Genomic DNA, 22,939 nt, shown 5'->3' with positions numbered 1-22,939 from the left:
ATTTTTTACTTGATACATTCCATTTTATTTCTAGATAACACACGATCATATTTCTTGATTTTTCCTTGTAAACGTTCTAAGCATTCTTGCATTTCAGCAATTTTTTTCGTCAAAAGTTCACTTTCTTCAATCAAAAGCTTACGCCGCTCAAATACAGTTGCTTCTCCTTCGCTAGATAGGCGAATATATTCAATCAAAGACTCGATCGATAATCCGGCATTTCGCATACAGATCGTAAAGTCGACCCATTTTAGGTCTTCTTCTGTATAATCACGGATTCCACCTTTTGTCCGATTAACTGGTGGAATCAACCCGATTCGCTCATAATAGCGCAATGTATCGGCCGAAATGCCCTTTTCTTCACTGACTTGTTTGATATTCATCTGATCACTCTTTCTCTTAATTTCTTGCCACTTTACTTATATACTTTATTTATTCTACAACTTTAAGTGTACTCCAAGTCAATACTCATTTCTATTAAAACTAGGCTGGATTATCTATATCGGTTGTTTGTGTATTATTTCAAATAAAAAAGTCTTGTTTTTTTATTCTTTTTTGGATATACTTTTAACAATTTAGGGAAATTTTAGGAAAAGGGGTATAAAAATGACAACGTATCAGCGAAAGGTATTATTATCGACATCGGCGGGAATTGCTTTAGAGAATATGGATATTATGTTTTTAGCTTTTTCATTATCTTCAATGATTGCTTCTTTTCATATTAGTGGTACGCAAGCGGGTTTCATTTCAACGATCACTAATTTGGGGATGCTCATTGGAGGTATTTTTTTTGGCATCATAGCTGATAAATATGGACGTGTGAAAGTATTTTCTCAAACAGTCCTTCTGTTTTCGATTGCTTCTTTATTGATGTATTTTGCTTCAAACATCTACTTGGTTTATCTCTTTCGCTTTATCGCAGGTGTAGGAGCGGGAGGAGAATATGGGGCATGTATGTCCTTGATTTCCGAAAGTTTTTCAAAAAAACAAATTGGACGAGCTTCTTCAGTTGCTGGTATTGGTGCGCAGGTCGGTGCGGCTTTGGCTGCGATTTTAGCCGCTGTGATCATTCCAACGTTTGGTTGGAAGATGTTGTATGTCGTAGGTGTACTGCCGGTGTTGATGGTCTTGTTCATTCGTCGCGGCTTGACTGAACCAAAGGAATTCAAATCTGCACAATCCGCCGAAAAGAAAACCAAACTTAGCAGACTGTTTGAATCAAAACATCTTGCTTGGCAAACATGTGGCCTTAGTATCATGGTGACTGTCCAAATCGCCGGCTATTTTGGGTTAATGAATTGGCTGCCTTCGATTATGCAAGATCGATTAGGGCTTTCGGTTTCTGGGTCTTCATTGTGGATGGTCAGTACTATTTTAGGCATGTCTTTGGGGATGATGACTTTTGGCATGATCATGGATAAAGTGGGGCCTAAACTAGCCTTTTCTTTGTTTTTAATTTGTTCATCCTTATCTGTCTATCTACTTGTGTTAGCCCATAGCCAGTGGAGTTTGGTAGCAGCCGCTGTGATAGTCGGCTACTTTATCAATGGTATGTATGGTGGATATGGCGCAGTGATTAGTAGTTTGTATCCAACAGAAATCCGCGCGACGGCGAATAATTTCATTATGAACCTTGGACGAGCTGTTGGTGGTTTTTCTTCTATCATCATCGGTTTCTTGATGGATCATTATAGTTTAACTGCCGTAATCTTGTTTTTGAGCGGTATTTACCTAGTCAGTCTGCTGGTCTTGACAACTCTTACTGGTGTTACAGCATTAAAGGAAAGCTTGCAACATTGATATTTGCTTCTGTAAATGACAAGAAAGAGGTGTGGCAAAAGCTTGCATCTGCGGTAATAAGACTAGCCAAATCAAAAACATGAGACACTGTTTCCGTTTGGCTGGTCTTATTACTTGATGCAGGGCAGCTTTTTCACGACCTCTGTTTCACGGTGTTCAATCAGTTTGCTCTTCAGTATTCGTCCAAAGCGCTGATTTCACACCCTCTTTCTTTATATCGGCACATCTTCCATTGTCCAAACTAAAGTTCCTTCATAATCCCCAACTTCATCTGAAGGTCTTAGTTTCAGTTGGATATTTCCTATTTGCCCAAAACTTGCTTTCCCCATGCCTTGCCAAATCTGTTGATCACTTCCAGTTAATTCGATTGTTTTTCCTTGGATAGTGAAAAACAAGGAACATAACTGCTGAGACTTATCATTGATCAGCGGTTTTTCTTCTCGGACTTTGATTGTCCATTTGCTTTGTTCTAAATGGCTAGAATCTTCAACCTGAATTTCTCTCTGGTTTACTGCCGCAACAAATGTGTCATTGGCAGGTATTTCTTGTTCCCCAAAATCGATGCTTTTAGGTAAAAGCAATTGCGGGCCTTTTTCGACTGCTAGTTTCCTTCTATCTGGCGGCGACTGTTCTTTGTCGTCAGTCATTACATAGAATGAAACTTCTTTTCCAATCCAATTTTCTGGAAAAGCTATCTTTATTTCGTCTTCTACTTTTTCTGGTACATGTGAGTAGGTCTGTAGTCTTTTTTCTTCCTCATTACATTTAGCCATCAAATAGATAGTTGAATCTCCTTCATGAGAAAATGTGAATTTGATGGTACAACTTTTACTAAATCTGGATACCATCAAAGGATTTTCTTTATTCAACAATTCAAATCTCAAGGGTTCGCCTTTGCGGTAGCGATGGATGATTGTTTGTGTTTCTGGCTGGAATCTCCCATGATCAGTTTCTTCATTTTTTATCGGAAAGAACCCGCTTATCTCAGGATAATCCTTCGATAAATCATAATCTGTCGTAAGGATACCGGTCTTAACCACTTCTTGACTCAAAGACCTATCTTGTTCATCTAAAAATTGAATGTGGACTTCTCCTAAATAATTGACGAGACTAGTACCTGTATTTTCTGCAGTCTCCTGTCCATTTAAAATCGTTTTGACTTTAAAAGGCAGCGGTAGCCGATCATTTATGATGGCCGAAGTTTCAACTACATTTTCTTTGCCTGTCCATTCCAACTCGACTTCATATTGCAAAACGGTATCATACAAGCGATGATCTTCGGGATTTTTCGCAGTGATCACCATTTCCTGCCCTTCGACCTTACTGCTGAATAATTCCGTTATATCTTCTCCACTAAAATTCGTCACTTTTACTTTTTTTGCTTTGTATTGCTGGGTTTTAGCTATTTGCTCTAAACCGAATCGAACTTGGAGTTGATTGGCTTTTTTCCATTGGCTAATATTAGGAATCGTTTGCTTTGCCTTTAAGCAAACATCTTGGTCTGCTTTTTCAAAAAAAGAATCTGTGGCATAAGCAGAAGGAAACTCTGGCTTAGCCAAAAAATCTGTTCGATATATAACTGAAGATGGTGTGCTGTCATTGTTGTGCACCAAAACGTGAAGTTGTGAGATTGGATTCGTGATCACCTCAAAGCTTTGTCTGGGATCTCTCCAAGGTACGTTTGGTGTGATGTTTTTATAATAGCCCCAATAGTCTCCCCACTGCTGGTCCCCATCTCCATACACATCATAAACGATATTCGTCGGATTATTTGTACATAAATATTTGATTACTCGGCTAGGATTGCGATACCCTACATACTTATTGACATTCAATCCATAATAGTTGAAAGAGGTCTCAATCGTTAAAGGATTCCCACTCGTATCTAAAAAGTCATAGGTTATGATCATTTCACCAGAAATATCGATGCTTAAAAAGTTCCCTTCAGTAAAAAAAACCGATCCGCCATCTAAATTACTTTTATTTCTTTCAAGCGTTACCTTCAAATTCACTTCTTGTCCCTTATAGAAACCGACATTTTTGATCAAGGCACTACTTTTACTTGTACTCCAGTCGACCGTGACAATCTTTCCCGTCACTTTTCCCTCAATTGGTTCTACAGAAGTATGCTCACCATAATGCATGATGAATGTATTGTCCGCAGGAGTCGTGATTTGATTGGCCCATCGGAAGTAGCCTAAATCCGTGAGAGAGCTAGGAGCTGCAGCTACTTTTGGCGATAGCCATAGTAGGACAATAAGCGTAAAAACCGACAGTACTATTTTTTTAGACTTAGCCATTTTCTTACCTCCTGCTTTGCTTATTCTTTTTTTTCATGCGGTATACCATTTCTGCAAACATGATTAGACAAACGCCTAATAAGATGAGCAGCCAGCAAGTATTCTCATTTGTTTTCGGAAATAACGTCTCTTCCATGGCCATCGGCTTTTCTGTACTATTTTCTGTAATCGTTACTTTTTCCATCGGAACATGCTTACCTTGGTTATTTTCTTGATAAAAAGAGATACCAGCCTCACTTGTTGTCTTTTCAGTTGCAGAAACTGGTAATGCTATTCCGAACATGAGTACGAAGAATCCTAACCTAATTGCCCATTTCATGTCTATCTCCTCCTAAACTAGCTTTTCTCTCGTTTCAATTTAGAAATATACCAGACCAGACAGATGATGACGATTAGGCAAAAAGCAAGGAAGAAATACATCATGGTATTCGTTGGTTCATCTTCTTTTTCTACATGTACTGCTTCTTTATTCAGTTTTTCGTCATCTCCTTTGATTTCAAATGCTTTTACCAGTGTCCATTTTTTCCCTAAAGCGTCTTTCAAATGGATCGTTAATTCATAGAAACCTTTTTTCAATGGTTTGTTTTCCCAACTGATTGGTAACTCAAATTTGCTTCTTGGAGCCATAGAAATTTTTTTCGACAATTGATGCAAGACACCATCTTTTCCTTTTTTCGTTATCTCTGCTTCCATTTGCATTTGACTCATTAGGACCGGCTGCTTATTCTCCAGAGTAGCAAATAACGTAAGATAGCCGTTTTGCAAACCTGATTTCACTTTAGACAATGCAAATTCAGGATCGATCTTTTTATCTGAACAACTTAATTGAGCACCAATCGTATAGGCGAACTTGTTTGCCAAACTGAATCCATCATTTTTTTCTTCTTTTTCTTTTGTTTCCTCATAACAATAGAATCCACCTAGTATCGTACCGTCAAATCCTTGCTTAGGTATATCTAACTGGAAGGTTGCTTGTCTTATTTCTTGTGGTTTCAACGTAATGGTTTGTGGCTTCGAAGCAATCTCTTCGAAAGTCGGACTTCCTAGTAACTTTTCCCCGTGCTTGGAATAATCCACTGCACCATTAGAGTTGGTCACAGCGTTATTCGCTTCTACTTTGACATTTACTTGACGATTACTTGTATTCGTTAATTGAATTGTCAATTTTTGCTGTATACCAGCTTGTACTTTCAAGTCAAAATAACTAGCTTCTGAAATCTGGTTTTCAGGTAAAATCGCTTCTGCATCAAAACTGACTTTGTTTTGATCAGCAAATGAACTAGCAGAGAAATACAGTAAGATCAACAGAAACAAGCTACTAAAAAAGATGGGAAAGACATATCCCCATCTTCTTGTTTTATGCTGGAGCATCTGTCAACACCCAAGTTAGTTCCGCTGTATAGCTTTGTGCTTCCACTCCCGCACGGGGTACATGAAGCTTGACGTTTTCATTGCTGCCATCTGTTCCTTCAAATACTGCTGCAAAGGCGCCTGCCCCTTCTCCTTCTTTCGCAAGCATCACGTTTTGGTAGTCATTATTCAAAACAAAAGTTTGTTTTGGCGCATCTGCTAATGTTGGCGGTGTGGATTGATTGTCTTTTGTCACTACTTTTCCATTAGCTAATGATAGTTGTGCGCCAGTTAGCTCATGTCCGTTTTCTCCAATAAATGGTGAGATCGAAACGCCTAATGTCCAACCTTTTGCTCCTCCACGAGTATCATTGACTTGGACATGTGGACGTTGATTCAAGGCAAAATAATCTGCATCCCCCTGTTTTATTTCTTGTTGTCCAAAAGTAATATTCGATGCAAATGGAATAGATAATGCTCCTGTATCTCCAGTACTTGGATCATCATCATGCGTATCATTTGGCACGATAGGCGTGACATCATTTCCAGATCCAGCCTTTAACGTCACATCTGCTTGGTTCGTTGTTGCAGAAAGTGTATGATCGTCCTCTTCTGCAAAAACATAGCCCCCTGAGATACTGAGCGCCAACAAACCTAGAGCCGTACACGCAATCACTTGTTTTTTCATTTATAATTCCTCCTAAATAATAATTGGTTTAATTTAACCAAGGCTAATTTTGGCACGGAGAGAACGTTTTTTCTAGTTTAAGAAATTTCTAAAAAAAGGAAAAAAAATAAAAGTAATATGATTAATTCAGTATTTATACGCAAAAAAGAGGCAGATTCTCTCAGAAATTCAAAAATTTGAACTTTCTAAAGAGAAAATCTGCCACCGAAGTTTAAGTCTAGCTATTTTTCTTGAGCGATTCGATAAAGTAACTCTTCCAACTGCCGCCAATTTCGTTCGGTCGGAAGATTTTTCATTAAAAGCAATGGAATATCTTGTGTATCTAAATAATAATTTGAGATAACCAAATCTACTTCTGTGATTGCAGTTTGATAATCATAAAAAGCTAGTAAGTATGAATGACCAAATAATCGATGGATCTTGTTCATCAGCCAAAGACGATGCGTGTGATGCAGATCATCCTGTATGAGAATTTTTATCGGATCCATTGCGCTTAAGAGTAAATCGTAATAGTCAAGAATGTAATAATAATTCAAGAAAAGCTGCTCCCAATTATCTATTACTTGCAGTACCTCTTTTTCAGCATATTTTCTCACCGTTTTTTGGAGTTGCTTGATTCTTTTATATATCCTTGGATTTTCTGCTTTGATTTCTTTTGCATAAGAGCGATTGAAAAAAAGATCTGTATTCCCAAAAAAGAAACGGCTTCTTTCATGGAAAGCAACAAAATTGAATACTAATTCTTGATCATCTGTATCCAATCGAAAATCAAATTCTTTCTTTACAGCGTTTTCTAAAGCTACTAAGGTTCTGTAACACAAGCTGTCACTAATTTCATGTGACTTTGCATAACTATTCTCGTATGTTGAATTTCCGTCAATGACGCCGAATGAATAAATCACTTGATACAAAAAATACTGTTCATCTTCCGATAAAGGGCTCTCGATTGCTTCGAGCCATTGTCCGATCAACAAAAAGAATGGATCTTTCTTGATGACTTGTTGATCTGTTTTATCGACTATTATCGAAGCAAATGAGCTTCTTTCTAAAATAACAGCCAGCCAATAAGAAAATACTCGTTTTTGAAGAGGATCTAGCTGGATATGATAGATTCTCTCAAACTTCAAGAGATAGTTCTCGATTTTTTCTTTTGGAAACTTGAATGGCCAGCCGCCAGTTCGAGTAGAATGCCAATAAAAGTAATAATAGAAACTTCGAATATACTGTTCTTTTGCTTCAAGTTCTAGTTTAAACGGATGGAATGTGATCCGATACCTCTCAAAGTACTTTACTAATAACTTCGCATAACGAAAAACTGTGGATACACTCGTATATTGAGCGTCTGCATAATCTTCCAAATTTTTCTCAGGATGTTGATACATGAATTCAATCAAATGATAATTATATGATTTTCTGTAGAAATGAAGATAAATAGTGTAGATTGGGAAGTTCTCCTGCTTTTCCATAGAAAAGCGCCGATTATTCTCATTCTTCAAAATGACCTTATCAGGATATTGTTGGAACAATTCTTCTAAATCTGTTAGATAATTCAAGATAGACTTACTTGATACCTTCAATTCGTTTTGTAGCTCTTCTATTGAACACCAACGTTCTGTTTCAAGCAGTAAATGAATCATTTTAATTTTCTTTTGAGAAACTTTTGTTAAAAAAGTCTGCATATCTTCTCCTCCTGTATCTACTTTACTATACTACATACAAGAAAAAAACGGATACAAATATCCCACTGCAAAACAGTTAATGGTGCATAAATCTGTTATTATTTCTCTTTTTTTCCTAACCATTCTCTTGATATGAATCATTTAATCGTTTATTATATAAATGTCAATAATCTAATAATAAAATAACGTACATATTTTATTATTACATACTTAATAACAGAACTATAGCAAAAAATCCCGTGTATCAACACGGGATTAGATTAAGTTTCCTCAATCACTATTCATAACACAATTATTATAACAAGTAAGTAAACAATTGAAAAGGACATTTATTGAAAACGGTTGTTTTTTACTTAAGGAGGAAATTTAGTGAAAAAATTAGTTGCGTTGTTTTTGGTCGCAGGAAGTTTATTAAGTGGGTGTGGTGCTACTACGTCTACTACTCAAAGCACAAGTTCAGCTCAGGCTTCCAGCAGCAGTACCACGATCTCCGAAAGTACGGCAGATTCATCGAAAGAACAAGAACAAATTGAAAAGAAAAAAGAAGAAGAAAAACAAAAAGCGGAAAAAGCTGCACTAGAAAAAAAAGTGACAGAAGCGGAATCTGCTTTGTCACAAGCTGAAGCAAATCCTACAAAAGAAAACTATGCAACTGCTTCAGCAGCTATCCAAGCGCTACCTGAAAACAAACAAGAGTTGACAAGCCGTCTTGCTGCAATTGATTCCACAATCAAAGCAAAAGAAGCAGAAGAAGAACGGAAAAAGCAAGAAGAAATTGCACGACAACAAGCAGAACAAGCGCAACAAGAAGCAATCGCACAGCAACAAGCAGAACAGGCGAGGCAAGAAGCAATCGCACAACAACAAGCCGAACAGGCGCGACAGCAAGCAGCAGCTGAACAGGCCTCTCAGCAGGCACAAGCCGCAGCTCCTGAGCAAAATAATGAACAAACTGTCTATGTCACACCGACCGGTTCAAAATACCATACACATAAATGTGGAAATGGTACGTATACCCCTGCCACTTTAAGCGAAGCTCAAGCTCGTGGTTTAACCCCTTGCTCCAAATGTTATGGAAACTAATTCAAAAGTTATACTAGAGTAATAAAATTCTTCTGAAACATAAAAAAATAGAAGCTGGCGTTCCAGATAGTAAACCAAAAATAGCAGTTTACACGTCCCTTTCGTCAGCTTCTCTCTTTTTTCATTTAGTCTGTTCCCTCTGCTTTTTGGACATCTTCATTCATTCTTTCTCAATCAAATAGTACACCTCTTTTTCTTTTCGCAGTTTATATCTTCCTTTTTTCAATTTCATTGAAAACTGTTTCGAATGTTTATGTTTTACATGGATTTTAAGCAGGAGCTCCTCATGTTGCAAGCGATAGTTCCCGCCTTTTAAATCAGAAAATCTCACTAGTCCGTATTCATCAGAAGCTTTCACAAATGGAACTTTTTCTCTAGTAATATAGTGTTTGCCGTTGAGCGTTTTTACAGAAAAGACCATTCCTTCGATTGGTCGTCCGTTTGTGTTCTTTACATAAAAAGATAAAGGATAGTTTCGCTTAGCGATGGCCAAAGAATCTAAATAAGCGATGAGTAGCCAAACTAAGCCGATTGATCCAAGTAGTATACCGATAAACCAAATAAAAAATTTCCATTTTTTCCATTGATCAATTCCTTGGATCGCTTTTTTTGCCTCTTTTGCTTGATAAGGAATACGATGCCCCGTCACAAGCAGTCGATGTGTATTGACCATGTAAGGAGTGCAGGTAAGCAAGGTCACGAGGTCCCTACCTTTTTGGATACCCAAAGAATCTACTTCATCAGGTAAGACCACTTGGATTTTTTCTACTTGATACGCCAATGTCTTTCCATTGATCTGGATGAAAAACTGGTCTCCTTTTTTCAACTTAGGCAAATCTGTAAATAATTTTGCTTCTGGGAGTCCACGATGCCCAGAAAGAACGGCATGGGTGCTTTTCCCGCCAGTCGGATAAGAACTTCCTTCCAATAATGACGTTCCTTTTTGCAAAAATATTTCCGTTGTCTGATCGAATATAGGTAAGCTGACATTGATTTTTGGGATTTCGATGACTCCAAGCATATGTTCCATAAAAAAGGCATTACTAGGTAAATCTTTTAATGCTTTTGCATCAACTGCTTGGTTGAAACTGCCTATCCCTGGTGATACGTTTTGCTCTGCCAACTGTTGGTTTTTCTTTGTCATTTTTTCCTGCTGTTTTTTTATTTCCTCTGAATTCTTATTCGATGCTTGCTTTTGATAATGGATGATCATTTGCTGGGCAAGAAAATCATTCAGTGAATCTTCTACAAAAGGATAAGAAAAGATTCCGATCCCAACGACTAAAATGATTGCCATGAAGATGTCCAGTATTCTTATTCTGCTTTTATTCATCATGTCCACCTATTTTCTAATATGTATATGAAGAGGTTGTGAAATCAGCGCCTTGACCTGAGTATTAGAGAAGCAAACGGAAAAATAGTTCCTCATATTTTGCCGTTTGTTGAGCTAATACCGAAGGTCAGCTGATTGAACACCGTTTAAGAAAGAGGTCGTGAGCCTGCCGTTCAGCTCTGAGTCACAAGGAACAATTTCAAAAAACAGCTTCTCATGTTTGATGAATATTGTGACTTGTGACCGAGGAGTTGGCAGGAGAACACCGTTTAAAGAAGAGGTTGTGAAAAAGCCGTTTAGTTTCGAGTATTAAGATAAATTTTGTGAAAATGGTTCCTCACATTGTTGCATACATTTGACTTAATACCAAGAGACCGACCACTTCTGTCACAACCTTTCTCCCCATTTGAATCACTGTCGTTTATTTATCGTATGATTTTTGTTTCCAATAGTTTAAGCTTCTGTTTCTTGATGGCGTTTTTTGAAGTAGATCACTGCTCCTCCAACTAAAGCAGTACCTACCAAGATGAATACGATGATCCCCATACCACCAGTTGAAGGCAAGATTCCTTTAGGTTGGTTATCGATCGTTGTTTCATCAGAAGTTGTTGGATCATCATCTACTGTAAATTCAGTGTACGCAGCTTCATTCTTAGGTAATGCGTAGCCTTCTGGTGCTTTGGTTTCTTGAAGGCAGTATGCCCCTTGTTTCAGCCCTTCGATTGAAAATTTCCCTTCTGAATCAGAAATCAATTTCACTTCTTCCCAGTCAGAACCTGTGACTTCATCTGACCAAGCATATGGGTATTCTCCTGAAGCAAGGTTTGCTATTTTTTTCATTAATTTAACAGTTGGATCTTTTGCTCTTAAAATAGAAAATTCTGCACCGACTAATTTTTCTTGCGTGTTCACATCTTGTTTGATGAAGTGGAAATCACCGTAGTTTTGGACATTTTCTACAGTAATCGTGTTATCCGTAGTTGTATTTTCCCGATTGACTACACCGTTTGGATTCCCAAAATCGGCTTCATCCGCGCCATGGATGATTCCGGTTGTTTGTTGCAATTTTCCGTTTTCTACTACAAATGAGGTTTCTTTTTGTGGATCGGTCAATTGATAACCATCTGGTGCTTTTGTTTCAACCAAAGTATAATTGCCGTCTAGTAACCCATTGACACTGATGGATCCTTCACTATCTGTTGTGAATGTCAATGCTGATTCGGTAGGGCCATAAAGAGCAACACCGGTGTTTTCATCAAAACCAGTCACAAATTGATTGTCTGAATTTTTGATCTGGAATTGCGCCCCTGCTAACTTATCTACCCCTGAAAAGTTCCCAACTTTTTGGATTTTGATCTTGCTTTCTTTGATGACATTTTTAGCATATAGATGAATCGTGTCTAAAGGTTTGTCAGGGTCTGATGAATCAGGGTTGTAAAAGGGTAAGCTTAACACGATATTTGGCGACGTTTCGACACCAGGTTTTGGTGTTTCTACAAAGACGTATACAGCATCTTTCCCATCAGATTTACCTGGAAGAGTCAAGTTAGCTAATCCTTCACCAGAAGTCGTTACACTTGTAAAGGGTGTAGCGTCTGCTGGAACTGCTGTATCTTTACTTGGATAGTACGTAGCGGTGATGTCGTATACGTTGAATTCTACGCCATTCAATGGTTCGCTATTCGGAAATGTCAATTCCGTTCCGTTGTTTATTTGATTTTCTGGTGCTGAAGTGAATTTCAATTTATGCAAATTAACCGTGACATTTTCTGGTGTAGGTGATACGGCTGCAGAAACATCTGCAGTTCCTAGGCTGAGAACGAAAGGAAGCAACATAATAGTAGTTCCTAGAAGTGCCCATATTTTTGTTTTGATGTTTTTCATTTTATTTCCCTCCTATTGTTTCCTTTTTGTTGTTTTTTATAAAACCAAGCTGTCCCTGTTGAAAGGACTAGCAACAATCCTAAGATTGAAAAACTTCCAAGCATCTCTTCGTTTGTTTTTGGAAAGCTTCCTCCACTTTTTTCATTTGATGGGCCGTTCGTCTGCATCTGAACTGGCGTTTTTCCGTTATTTGTCCGATTTGCTTCTGGTTCGTTGATGATTTCCAATGGTATAGGATGAAGCGGATCATAACTGCCTTCTTCAACTTCAAAGAGAATTGGTGCTGGACTCCATACATATCCTTTAGGCGGCTTGATCTCAACTAGTTCATAGCTTCCAAAAGACAAACCATGGACAGAAAATGTTCCATCTTTACCGGAAGTAAAAATCGATGCTCTCGGATCATCTTTGGCTACCCAGTGATTTGTCCCATTTTCTTGCGCTAAATATTGGTTATCTCTTTTGACTAGAAATTGAGCATCTGCCAGTCTTTGTTTCGTTTGCCCATCCACTTTGACAAATTGTTTGCCACCTGTTTGGATGGCAAGATGTGTTTCTACTGTTTAATTGTCAGTCGTCAAACGTACCTCGTTGTCAAATGTCGTTTTTTCACTGTTTTCTTTCAATGACATTTGGTAACGGATCGTTAATTTTTTCCCAGCAAACGAACTGAGATCTTTTCCAGAATCTGATAATACAAAACCATGTTTTGTTTTTTGTGTATGAAATGTATGAATCTTTTCTCCACCAATCAAAAGATCGATCGTTTCTGGTTTTAGCCACAACTGAGGATCAGCTGTATCTGTGATCGTATAGGTTCCTATCTCGTTGATGTTCTCAGGAATTGTGGTAGTGATGAGATAAGGTACTTTATCCCCATCTGCAAAATCTGTCTGCTTGTTCTCTACTTTTTTTGTTAATGTGAGTGCAGCAGGTATTTTTTGTTCGCTCTTGGGATACAAGTGGATGGTCGTCAATTTATGATTAGATGAATCTGTCACAGGAAGCACGACGACAAATGGTGCTGATTTTTCTTTTACTTGATCTGAAGATTTTATTTCCGCAAATCGGTAAACAACGTCACGACCTTGCTCGTCTTTGTCCGATACACGAAAAGAAGCAATGCCCTCTTCCCCGTCTACTGTTTTTGTTACACTTTCTGCCAGTATTTTTCCACTGTCACTTTTTTGTGCTAGCTTTCTTTGTGCATCTTCTACACTACTTCCTTCTGATCGCAGCTTGTAAAATTCATCCGAGACATCATATATAGCGAAAGTAACACCGTTCAACCCTTTTGCCTCCTGAAAGTTATCTGGACTAGCCATTCCGTCGTTTTGACTGATACTGGGCATCTGTTCGCTTTCGAACATTCGATTATGCAAAGTAAATGTAATAGATGATTCTCTGGCTGACACAGTCGGAGAACCAATAAAAAATCCCAGTAGGATAAAAAAGAGAACGGCAAACCTATCCACACGTACACTTTTTATTTTTTTCATCGCTGTTCACCTGCTTTTCTCTTACGATGGATAAAATAAAAGACGCCAGAAAAAATAAAGATTATTCCTAAAAAGACAAAGGGCAGTAGACCTATCCCGCCTGTCGAAGGAAGCAAGAGAGTCGGATTGATCGTCAACTCAGCGGTATCTGTTGCGGTAATCGTATAATTATTGTTTACAGTTCCTTCCCCTAAACTAATCGTTACTATTTGTGTTCCGATATCTGTCCGGCTGTTAGCTGTTAGTGTATAATCCAATGATTCACCTGAGACAACACCAGTAACGTGGACATTTCCAACCGGAATCGAGTGACTTTGGCCATCATAATTAAAGGCAGCGTCATCGACAGTAATCACTGCATCAGCTTTATTGATGGTATAGATTCCTGATGTGTTAGCTATATCAGTAAATGACATCTTTGGATTTGCTGCTTTGACTTTATCTATCCCGCTTTTCGTTAATTTGATTGCATAGCTGCCAACGTTAACCATATTTTTTGCTGATTGTGTATCTACTGTGTAGTCCGTGTTGCTAAGTGTCACTTGCACTGGAGTAACCGAACTGGTGACACCTTCTGCTAGCTTGACATGGATTGACGGGATTCCTGCTTTTCCATCATATGTCTTACTGCCACCGAGCTCTACCGTACCGCTGATTGGCTTGATCGTATAGATATCAGATGTCTGCACGATAGTAAATAAATAGTTTGTTTTGGCAGCTAGTTTAGCTAGTCCGCTTTCTGTCAATTGCCAAGACGTATAGGTTCCAATTTCAGTAGGCGCAGTTACTTCAACTCCCTTTTCATTCATCGCTTTGAAATCAGTTGGATTCCATGGGATTTGATCAATATTGAGATCATTGTTTAAAAGGGATGTTGATTCTGTTTTATCATTAAAGGTATATTTAACGATCGGTACAACAGAAAGACCATCATAGTACTTACTGCCATTTGCATTGATTGATACTGTTGCATTTGTCTTATAATATAGGATGACTTCAGAAATCTGTTTTCCATTTGCGTCCTTTACGATTACATTTCCATTTGTATCTAAACTAGCTGAAACACTCGTTGCTGATTGGTTCTTTGTTTCTGTCGCTGAAACAGCTGTAAAGGTATATCCGCTGATAGTAGGCACATTAGTCGTCAGGTCTTGTGCAGCACTTCCGTAAGTAAGATTCATTATTTTAGAAGGAGCAATCGTCTGTCCAAAATAGTCTTGATACTTAATAGTGATTGGTGTTTGTTTACCTGTATAGGTCACCGTATCGACGTTACTTTCTAGGGCTGTGAAAGAACCGTTTGTTTGTGCAAAAGAATAGCCCGTTACTGCTGTTGGGGTAATAACCACTTTGTCACCCACATTGATGCCAGATAGTGTAGTACCATACGTTCCGATTTTTGCTGCTCCACCATTGACTGTATAAGAAAAAGTTCCTGTCCGGTTTGCATTGACCTGAACCGTCGCTGCTTGATAGGTTGGAACAACTGAAATATTCCCCTTGTTATCAACGATCTGTCCATTTTTGATCGAGTACCCTGTGAATGGAATATCGTTTGCTAACTGTATACCGATTGAAAAAGTACTAATACCCCCTCCGGCAGGAAGCCCTCCCCATGTTGAGGGTGTAAAAGAATAACTTTTATCCGCATTGGGTGTAACGGAATCGATCGTATTTCCAGCGGTAGCCACCCCCATATAGATACTTTTTGGGAAGGTGGTAGTAGTACCATTTACTGTGGAGCCAATAAACAGATTATGGATATCTGGACGGTTATCAATAAAAGCGATTGCTTTGGTAACACCTTGTAACATGGTTTTATCCGCACTCATCGTTCCGTTAACCGCAACAATGACTCCATCTTTGGCATATATCACTGTATATCCATCTGGTATGGTATGTCCGTTGAAATTCGCAGTGGCCGCAACAGCACTAAATGTCTGACTTTTACCTGTTTCTGAATAAGCTTTTTCCCCTGCTGCTTTTGCTGCTGCGATTTCTTCTTCTGTCGGATCAATCAGCTGAGTCGAGGTTGTAGTTGAGGTTGTCTCGTTGTTGCTAGACTGATCGGTACTTTCTGTTGACTGTATTTCAGAGGCGGGTGGACTATTTGTCTCCTCTGTCATTTGGTTAGCAAAACTTGACGTTTCTGTATAAACGTTTACATTCCTATTGGACAAACTTCCTAAGAAAGTAAGAATCACGATTATCGAAACTGCAATGGAACGCAAGTATTTTCTTCGAGATACAGCTTTTAGTCTAGAATCAAAATGTTTTTGACATATACGTTGGATTTTATTTTGAGTTTTCTTGATCATTTTCATCCCTCCTCTCAATAAAAAAACGTTATCAAATAAGCACGTGCACGTTATTCAAAATCTAATTTTTACTATTTTATTGATACATGGAAAGTTTGGATCATTTCTATTCTCTTTTTATTCTAAGATTATTCTATTCCTCACGCTTAATAGAAAAGATTTATTTTTAAATAAAAAATACTCTTTTTTTACGATTATTAAAAAAAAAAGATAAAACTTGATGAATTGAAGTATTGCTTAATTTTGGAAGCTAGGGGGGAAGAATAAAAGCATATATATTGTTTCAAGAACAAAATCTTGTTATCTTTTTAAAGGACATTTGTCCAAAATCTAATTTTAGGAGGTACGTTTTGACATTTATTCGTACAAATAAAAGAGAATTATCTTTATTCATTCTTTATTTTTTATTCATAGGATTTCAATTAGGGATCCTTCCATTAGCCTTATTATCTATGGTAACGAACAGTGATTTAATACATTCAGAGTTTGTTGTGTTCGCGGTTAACTTATGTATTCCTTCTATTATTGGAATCATTTTGTTTCGTAAAGAGATCATAGAAAGTTTTTCTTATTTCAAAGAAAAAACTTGGCTGAGAATTGCTAGTATATTTTTTTGGGTAGGCTTGATCTTTTTAGTAGATGTCTTCATGCAACACATTTTAGGTCCTACTAACCAATCAGCCAATCAGGAATATTTATCGCAATTAGGAAAACAAACGCCGCTATTTTTGACTTTGATTGTTTTTGCTTTCTTTGGCCCGATTTTAGAAGAACTTATTTTTCGTCATCTTTTAATTAATTGGCTTTCTCAATCTATTGGTTTAATTTTGTCTTCTTTGATTTCTATTTTTCTATTTACATTTATTCATGTAACGCATCCAATTGATTTTTTCATGTTCGCTCCTGGAACGATTTTACTGACGATTGCTTATTTAACTGCGAATCGCTCATTAGCTTTTATCATGGCTATCCATATTTTGAATAACGTTCTTGGGTTTGTATTATAGATACAGATGACAAAAAAAATTCAAGTATGCGACATTGGTTCTACGCCGCATACTTGAATTTTTTTCAATTAGTATACATCAAAACTTCTAATTTTCATTTCCCATCAACTGATACGCTCGACCATCCGAACTTCTTTTGAAAAAACCGAATGTGATTAGGTAACGCCTTTGTTCGACATAATCAGCACTAGAAAATACGTCCATCAATATCGAATTGACTTCTGTTTCTGTATAGATTACTCCATGTTCGAATCGTTTCAAGACTTCTTTCAGCAGGATGTATTTCTTTTTTGTTGCGCTTGGTACTTGTTTTACTTTTCCATCCTTCATAAATGTCTCCAAAACTTTCATTTTCTCTTGCTCCGTATAAGTATAAATCATCTTCTTTCTCCTTTTGATTCTAAGAATACTCCATTTATGTTAGAATATTCTATATTTTTTTGTTAAAGCGGTTACTCTCAAGAAAGATATTATCATATGGCTCTTTTTTTTACTAATATTTGTCGATAGACTCATCCTAATAAGTTATTCGCCCAGTCGAGTAATTAAAAAATACTGAATCAAGAATATTGCATTACATGATAAGAACAAAAAAAGAACCCTTGAATACCAAGGGTTCTTTCTCAGTCTGATAACGATGATTAACGACGGATTTCTTTGATACGAGCAGCTTTTCCGTGTAATGCACGTAGGTAGTACAATTTTGCACGACGTACTTTACCGTAGCGAACTACTTCGATTTTTGCAACACGTGGTGTGTGCAATGGGAATGTACGCTCAACGCCCACTCCGTTAGAAACTTTACGTACTGTATAAGTTTCGCTGATTCCAGCACCGCGGCGTTTGATAACAACACCTTCAAATAACTGGATACGTTCACGAGTACCTTCGACAACTTTTGCGTGAACACGCACAGTGTCACCAGGGCGGAACGCTGGGATGTCAGAACGTAATTGGTCTTTTGTTAATTCTTCGATTAATGGATTCATGGTTTTCTTCTCCTTATTCCAAATATTCTTATGAGCTTCTCTCACAGCGGAATATCGTAATAGTTAAGTGCTTGTGCACTCACCATAAAATACTAACATACTATCAATCTACTGTAAAGGAAATTTTAGAAAAAGTTACTTGGCTACATCTGATGGTTTTTCTTGCTCTTCTTTCTTGATTTCTTCTAAAAATTTCGTCATTTGAGGCGTCCATTCAAGTGTTTCCAAGAGATCAGGTCGGCGTTGATAGGTTCTTCTTAGCGACTCTTTTAATTGCCATTCTTCAATCAATTTATGATTTCCATTTGTCAATACTTCTGGTACTTTCATCCCTTTATATTCTGCTGGACGAGTATATTGGGGATGTTCTAATAGACCAGTTGAATAAGAATCGGTTTGGACAGAAGTCTGATTGCCTAACACATCTGGCAACAGCCGAACTGTTGCATCGATCATGACCATCGCACCTAATTCTCCCCCAGTAAGGACATAATCCCCTAAGGAAACTTCATCTGTCACTAATGTGCGGATACGTTCATCATACCCCTCGTAGTGACCACAAATGAATACCAGGTGTTCTTCTTGTGAAAATTCTTCTGCCATTTTCTGATCGAATCGTTTACCAGCTGGATCAAGAAGGATGACTCGTTTCTTGACATCAGGTGCAGCTTGTTCGATTGCTTGGATATTATCATAGATTGGCTGGACTTTAAGCAACATACCTGCTCCTCCGCCATATGGATAGTCGTCTACTGTCTGATGTTTATTATCTGAATAGTCGCGGAAGTTAGAGATATTGATGTCTAATAAACCTTTATCTACAGCCTTGCCGATGATGGATTCACCCATAGGACCTTCAAACATTCGTGGAAATAAAGTCAATACATCAATCTTCATCGTCAATCAGTCCTTCTGGGATTTCTACACGGATCACTCCAGCTTCTAAATCAACTTCTTTGACGACAGAAGCGATATATGGAAGCAAGATATCAGCCTTTTTCGGACGTTGAACGACCCAAACATCATTAGCGCCTGGTGACAAGATTTCTTTTACTTTACCTAGTTCCGTTCCATCTTCTTCCACCACACGCAGACCGATGATCTCGTGGTAATAGAATTCATTTTCATCTAGATCTACAGAGTTGTCTTTTGACACTTTCAATATGCCATCCCGATATTTTTCCACGTCGTTGATGGAAGGATGACCTTCAAAACTCAATAAGTCAAAATTTTTATGTTTACGATGACTTTTGACCGTTAATTCAATAGGTGCTTTTCCATCTTGGAATAATGTCAGCACCGTCCCTTTTTTGTAACGTTCTTCTGGGAAATCCGTTGTTGAGATTACACGGACTTCACCTTTGATACCTTGTGTGTTTACGATTTTTCCTACATTCAAGTATTCAGTCAACTTATATCCCCATTTCTTTTTTGTCTGTTTTATTTTAGCATGTGCGGAGAGGCAATTCTAGTTTTCTTTTAGGGTATTAAGCCAAATTTATTGCAAAAATGTGGCGTACTGTTTTTGATGACTTCTTATTTCTTGAAGCTCAGCACTTCTGTCATGGCTTCTTCATAGAAACTGCCATCTTCAATGCAGCTATAGGGTCTTGACGAGTGATCGTATAGACATTTTTCGGTTCTTGCCAACTTACTTCTACGGCTCGATTCGTCGTATCTCCCATATCAATAGTTATCTTACCAAATTGTTCAGGTGCTGGCAGCCTGTTTTCTTCCAAATAGGCTACGATTTCTTTAGCTAACGGCAAGGGTTCTTGACCATCTATATTATTCCCACGGATCCGAATACGCCAATTTCCTTCTTGCCATTCAAGGTAGCTTGAACCTGCTGCTCCTTGCTGATACCCCGTGATTTGATGACCTAAATCCATTTTCTGCCCATTTGTATCGATCTCAAATGGCTGCAAGACTTGTATCGTTTCTTGACTAGAAGCAAATCCATATTGATAGAGATAAGTTGCAATAGGCGTTTCTTGATTCAATTCGTCAGCATTCAACCTGAGGGGACGATCTGATCCGTAATATAAAATAGAATAACCTTGCTTTGTTTGTGCCGCTGCGACATTGAGATAGCCAGAAGAAATCGGTACATCTAAAGGCATGGGCACGTTTGGTTGTTGTTCTTTCAATTGGTTTAAAGCAGTCTTTTCCTCATTACTTGAGGTAGCCCTTGTTTGTTCAGTAGATGAAGCCATTTTAGTACTACTTTTTTCTGTACTTGCAACAGTTTCAGATGTACTGCTTGATGGTTGCGTATTGTCTGATCTTTCAGTAATCAAACTGCAGGCGCTTAACAATAAGACAAACGGAATAAATAACATAGTATTTCTCATTATCTGCTCACTCCCTCCTATTATAAGGATACGCTTTCTTGCTTCTTTTGCCAAATAATCATTTCTTCAATTAATAAAAAAACAAAAAAGCTGTACTCGAAAATTCGAGTACAGCACGTTTATTTACTTTTCCTTATCATCGATGATATTCAAACGCACTTTTTTTGGTGCATTGATCCGAACACCGTAAACGATCGTGCGGATTGCTTTGGCAACACGCCCTTGTTTTCCGATGATACGGCCAATATCTTCAGGTGCCACTGTTAGGTTATACTCGTAAAAATCTTTCGACTCTACGACCTCTAACTTGACTTGATCAGGATAAGTGACTAGCGGACGAACGATTGTTAAGACTAAGTCGCTTAAATCTTTCATATCCGGTCACCTTATTTCTTTGAGAATTTAGCTTCGTGGTGTTTTTGCATAACGCCTTCTTTTGAAAGAATGTTACGTACAGTGTCAGAAGGTTGTGCACCTTTTGATAACCAGTCAAGAACTAAGTCTTCTTTTAAAACTACTTCTGCAGGGTCTTTCAAAGGATTGTAAGTACCTACAGTTTCGATGAAACGTCCATCACGAGGAGAACGTGAATCAGCTACGACGATACGGTAAAAAGGACTCTTTTTAGAACCCATACGTTTTAAACGGATTTTAACTGCCATTATTTATTTCCACCTCCATTGTTTTATTCACAAGATGTAGTGTAACAGTTTTTTTTTACCCTGTAAAGCTTTTTTTCTTTACAGCTTGATTAAATTCGATTTTTTTTAGGAAATAGCAGATTTTAGACTTCTTTTTTGTTAAAAACAAGCCACCCAGCTACGATGGATATGACGATAGAACAACACGTCACTGCTAATGACTGAGTATAATCTGTAAGGTGGATTTCTTTCGTAAGATAATTTGAGGAAGAAATCAAATAAGTCGGTACATATTCTGCTACTTTAGAGAACAACCCAGCACCATAACTCAGAATGACCGTTCCCCCACTAGCCAACAGAACCGCATAATTGGAAGAAAGAAAAGCTGAATAAAATAAAATCAATGAATAAAGCCAACAGCCAAAAAAATAATAAGTAAAACTGATAAATAAAGGATGGGAGATAATCGACTGGTCCCAATAATAAATCGTGTATGCTAGCGTAATACTATAACAGCACCAATAGCTGACACTCCAAAATAGTATACCCATGATCCATTTCGACAGAAATATCTTCCATCGCTTCATCCCTTTTGTCAGCAAGTTGATGATTGTTCCGTTTTGGTATTCGCTTGTCAATATCCCGCTGAATAAAAGAAGAAAGAAAATCAACAGCATCGGAATATTTTTATAAAATTGTGTCCATGAAGTCGTTGCATCAACTATGATTTTCTGAACAGAAATCCCTGACTCTGCCAGAGTTGTTGACATAGTTTGCACTAAATAAGGAGTCAATTTAGCTAGCAATGGATTCATTATACCGAAAATCACTGTGAGCGCACTTAGTGTGATGATTTTTCCAGTACGCCAGTTTTCTTTTAGCTCCTTTTTAGCGAAGGCAATGAGTTGTCTCATGATTGAACGACCTCCAAAAAGAGTTTTTCTAGCGTAGGTTCTTCCATCTGGACCGATTGGACTGGCAATTGATATTTGGCTAGCAAATCCATAGCAAAAAGCATTTCTTCTTTACTTTTTTGTGGATAAGCTATACGCAGTTCACTTCGGATCATCCCTCCAGGTAAAAGCTCTTCAAATTGTTCGCGCTCTTTTTTGGAAAAAAATACGATCTCAAACCCACTAGCATTTGTTTGCTTTTTCAATTCGTCCACTGATCCAGACAACACGATTTTTCCATTATCCAAAAAAGCAACTTTGTCACAGATACGCACCACATCAGATAAAATATGAGTTGAAAATAAAATCGTCGTTTGCTCTTTCACAGAGGATAAGATATCTAAGATTTCTTTTCGACCAACAGGATCAAGAGCAGAAGTTGGTTCATCGCAAATGAGTAATTTGGGCTCGTTCAACAATGCTTGAGCAATCCCTAAACGTTGTCGCATCCCTCTGGAAAATTTTTTGATCCGCTTCTTTTCATTCGACAGACCGACAAGTGACAACAGTTCATTGTTTTTTTCCTTTATCCGCTGTTTAGGCATTCCTGTGAGTTCGCCGCAAAAGATCAAATACTCAGAAGCGGTCATATAATCATAAAAAACCGGTACATCAGCTAAATAGCCGATTTCTTGATTGGTCGTTGTTTGTCCGTACTCTACTTCTTTTCCGTTCACTCGGATCGTTCCGCTGTCTTTTTTGATAAGACCTAAGATCAGTTTCATAGTTGTCGTTTTTCCAGCACCGTTTTTACCGATGAAACCAAAAATCGTCTGTTCTTCTACAGAAAAAGATAAATCATCCAGCAATTTGTTTGTACCAAAAGACTTTGAGACTTTTTCAAGTGTCAAGATAGCCACTACGCATCCTCCTTGCCAAAAATCAAATAAAGGACAGGACCGATGAACTGCATACCAACAATAACAATAATCACCCATATCATTCGATTTCCATGTTTATATGCAGAATGTGTAAAGATATGATGAAGTACATAAATAAGTAATCCAAACTGTACAATGATTAAAGGAATTAAAAACGGAAGAAATTCTTTGATGCTCATA

At 37.8% G+C, this 22,939-nt stretch carries 24 protein-coding genes; 3 read left to right on the top strand and 21 right to left on the bottom strand.

What is annotated here, in order from left to right; all coding sequences use genetic code 11:
• Positions 1-5: 5 nt before the first annotated feature.
• Positions 6-383: a MerR family transcriptional regulator gene (locus tag AB3I00_RS01080; protein ID WP_002302962.1), complete on the bottom strand. Its 378-nt coding sequence runs from the start codon at positions 381-383 to the stop codon at positions 6-8.
• Positions 384-606: 223 nt separating this feature from the next.
• Between AB3I00_RS01080 and AB3I00_RS01075 the strand changes: the two genes are divergently transcribed.
• On the top strand, positions 607-1,800 hold the full coding sequence (locus AB3I00_RS01075; RefSeq protein WP_277895970.1) for an MFS transporter: 1,194 nt from the start codon (positions 607-609) through the stop codon (positions 1,798-1,800).
• Between the two features lie 212 nt (positions 1,801-2,012).
• On the opposite strand, the gene AB3I00_RS01070 is transcribed toward AB3I00_RS01075, so the two are convergent.
• From AB3I00_RS01070 to AB3I00_RS01050, 5 genes are all read right to left on the bottom strand, one after another.
• Positions 2,013-4,100, bottom strand: coding sequence for a hypothetical protein (locus AB3I00_RS01070; RefSeq protein WP_368024628.1), 2,088 nt, complete (start codon positions 4,098-4,100; stop codon positions 2,013-2,015).
• A 4-nt stretch (positions 4,101-4,104) separates the two neighbouring features.
• A complete protein-coding gene (locus AB3I00_RS01065) occupies positions 4,105-4,419 on the bottom strand; it encodes a hypothetical protein (protein WP_368024627.1) in 315 nt (104 codons plus the stop codon).
• 17 nt (positions 4,420-4,436) lie between these two features.
• Positions 4,437-5,471: a DUF916 and DUF3324 domain-containing protein gene (locus AB3I00_RS01060; protein ID WP_316002624.1), complete on the bottom strand. Its 1,035-nt coding sequence runs from the start codon at positions 5,469-5,471 to the stop codon at positions 4,437-4,439.
• Positions 5,458-6,138: a WxL domain-containing protein gene (locus AB3I00_RS01055; RefSeq protein WP_368024626.1), complete on the bottom strand. Its 681-nt coding sequence runs from the start codon at positions 6,136-6,138 to the stop codon at positions 5,458-5,460. Before AB3I00_RS01055 ends, AB3I00_RS01060 begins: the two co-directional genes overlap by 14 nt.
• A 221-nt stretch (positions 6,139-6,359) precedes the next feature.
• On the bottom strand, positions 6,360-7,817 hold the full coding sequence (locus AB3I00_RS01050) for a helix-turn-helix domain-containing protein (RefSeq protein WP_070704202.1): 1,458 nt from the start codon (positions 7,815-7,817) through the stop codon (positions 6,360-6,362).
• A 369-nt stretch (positions 7,818-8,186) separates the two neighbouring features.
• Here AB3I00_RS01050 and AB3I00_RS01045 point away from each other — a divergent pair, with 369 nt between their 5' ends.
• The gene (locus tag AB3I00_RS01045; RefSeq protein ID WP_002302966.1) at positions 8,187-8,900 is read left to right on the top strand and encodes a hypothetical protein; all 714 of its coding nucleotides are present in this window, start codon (positions 8,187-8,189) and stop codon (positions 8,898-8,900) included.
• Positions 8,901-9,060: 160 nt separating this feature from the next.
• Here AB3I00_RS01045 and AB3I00_RS01040 read toward each other — a convergent pair whose 3' ends face one another.
• The 5 genes from AB3I00_RS01040 to AB3I00_RS01020 form a co-directional block, all read right to left on the bottom strand.
• A complete protein-coding gene (locus AB3I00_RS01040; RefSeq protein ID WP_368024625.1) occupies positions 9,061-10,233 on the bottom strand; it encodes a class C sortase in 1,173 nt (390 codons plus the stop codon).
• Positions 10,234-10,686: 453 nt separating this feature from the next.
• Positions 10,687-12,117 (bottom strand): SpaH/EbpB family LPXTG-anchored major pilin, encoded by a 1,431-nt coding sequence (locus tag AB3I00_RS01035; protein ID WP_368024624.1) that lies wholly within the window; start codon positions 12,115-12,117, stop codon positions 10,687-10,689.
• Positions 12,114-12,629, bottom strand: a complete 516-nt coding sequence (locus AB3I00_RS01030; protein WP_368024623.1) for a prealbumin-like fold domain-containing protein — start codon at positions 12,627-12,629, stop codon at positions 12,114-12,116. Before AB3I00_RS01030 ends, AB3I00_RS01035 begins: the two co-directional genes overlap by 4 nt.
• 51 nt (positions 12,630-12,680) lie before the next feature.
• Positions 12,681-13,616 carry a pilin N-terminal domain-containing protein gene (locus tag AB3I00_RS01025; protein ID WP_368024622.1) on the bottom strand — a complete coding sequence of 312 codons (936 nt, stop codon included), beginning with the start codon at positions 13,614-13,616 and terminating at the stop codon, positions 12,681-12,683.
• Positions 13,613-15,940 (bottom strand): MBG domain-containing protein, encoded by a 2,328-nt coding sequence (locus AB3I00_RS01020; RefSeq protein ID WP_368024621.1) that lies wholly within the window; start codon positions 15,938-15,940, stop codon positions 13,613-13,615. The genes AB3I00_RS01025 and AB3I00_RS01020 overlap by 4 nt, the downstream gene beginning before the upstream one ends.
• A 344-nt stretch (positions 15,941-16,284) precedes the next feature.
• Here AB3I00_RS01020 and AB3I00_RS01015 point away from each other — a divergent pair, with 344 nt between their 5' ends.
• Positions 16,285-16,941, top strand: a complete 657-nt coding sequence (locus AB3I00_RS01015) for a lysostaphin resistance A-like protein (RefSeq protein ID WP_368024620.1) — start codon at positions 16,285-16,287, stop codon at positions 16,939-16,941.
• Positions 16,942-17,028: 87 nt separating this feature from the next.
• Here the strand turns inward: AB3I00_RS01015 and AB3I00_RS01010 are convergent, their stop codons facing one another.
• The 10 genes from AB3I00_RS01010 to AB3I00_RS00965 all read right to left on the bottom strand — a co-directional run bounded on the left by AB3I00_RS01010 (position 17,029) and on the right by AB3I00_RS00965 (position 22,938).
• On the bottom strand, positions 17,029-17,322 hold the full coding sequence (locus tag AB3I00_RS01010; RefSeq protein WP_002335881.1) for a DUF2087 domain-containing protein: 294 nt from the start codon (positions 17,320-17,322) through the stop codon (positions 17,029-17,031).
• A gap of 260 nt (positions 17,323-17,582) precedes the next feature.
• Complete coding sequence (gene rplS, locus AB3I00_RS01005) at positions 17,583-17,930, bottom strand: 50S ribosomal protein L19 (protein ID WP_002290284.1); 348 nt, start codon at positions 17,928-17,930, stop codon at positions 17,583-17,585.
• A 135-nt stretch (positions 17,931-18,065) separates the two neighbouring features.
• The gene (gene trmD, locus AB3I00_RS01000; protein WP_368024619.1) at positions 18,066-18,827 is read right to left on the bottom strand and encodes a tRNA (guanosine(37)-N1)-methyltransferase TrmD; all 762 of its coding nucleotides are present in this window, start codon (positions 18,825-18,827) and stop codon (positions 18,066-18,068) included.
• Positions 18,817-19,341: a ribosome maturation factor RimM gene (rimM, locus tag AB3I00_RS00995; RefSeq protein WP_002290281.1), complete on the bottom strand. Its 525-nt coding sequence runs from the start codon at positions 19,339-19,341 to the stop codon at positions 18,817-18,819. Before rimM ends, trmD begins: the two co-directional genes overlap by 11 nt.
• A 151-nt stretch (positions 19,342-19,492) precedes the next feature.
• Entirely contained in the window at positions 19,493-20,284 is a 792-nt protein-coding gene (locus tag AB3I00_RS00990; RefSeq protein ID WP_368024618.1) for a hypothetical protein, read from the bottom strand.
• A 123-nt stretch (positions 20,285-20,407) separates the two neighbouring features.
• Positions 20,408-20,659, bottom strand: a complete 252-nt coding sequence (locus tag AB3I00_RS00985) for a KH domain-containing protein (RefSeq protein WP_002308728.1) — start codon at positions 20,657-20,659, stop codon at positions 20,408-20,410.
• Positions 20,660-20,670: 11 nt separating this feature from the next.
• Entirely contained in the window at positions 20,671-20,946 is a 276-nt protein-coding gene (rpsP, locus tag AB3I00_RS00980) for a 30S ribosomal protein S16 (RefSeq protein WP_002290274.1), read from the bottom strand.
• A 122-nt stretch (positions 20,947-21,068) separates the two neighbouring features.
• A complete protein-coding gene (locus AB3I00_RS00975; protein WP_368024617.1) occupies positions 21,069-21,839 on the bottom strand; it encodes an ABC transporter permease subunit in 771 nt (256 codons plus the stop codon).
• Positions 21,836-22,738, bottom strand: coding sequence for an ABC transporter ATP-binding protein (locus tag AB3I00_RS00970; RefSeq protein WP_368024616.1), 903 nt, complete (start codon positions 22,736-22,738; stop codon positions 21,836-21,838). Before AB3I00_RS00970 ends, AB3I00_RS00975 begins: the two co-directional genes overlap by 4 nt.
• The gene (locus AB3I00_RS00965) at positions 22,738-22,938 is read right to left on the bottom strand and encodes a PLDc N-terminal domain-containing protein (protein ID WP_002290267.1); all 201 of its coding nucleotides are present in this window, start codon (positions 22,936-22,938) and stop codon (positions 22,738-22,740) included. The genes AB3I00_RS00970 and AB3I00_RS00965 overlap by 1 nt, the downstream gene beginning before the upstream one ends.
• Position 22,939: the final 1 nt, after the last annotated feature.

Origin of the sequence: Enterococcus sp. C76 (assembly GCF_040886985.1) — a bacterium.
Taxonomy (GTDB): domain Bacteria; phylum Bacillota; class Bacilli; order Lactobacillales; family Enterococcaceae; genus Enterococcus_B; species Enterococcus_B lactis.
The sequence above is the reverse complement of the archived record's forward strand: the minus strand, read 5'-3'. Positions and strand labels throughout refer to the sequence as shown.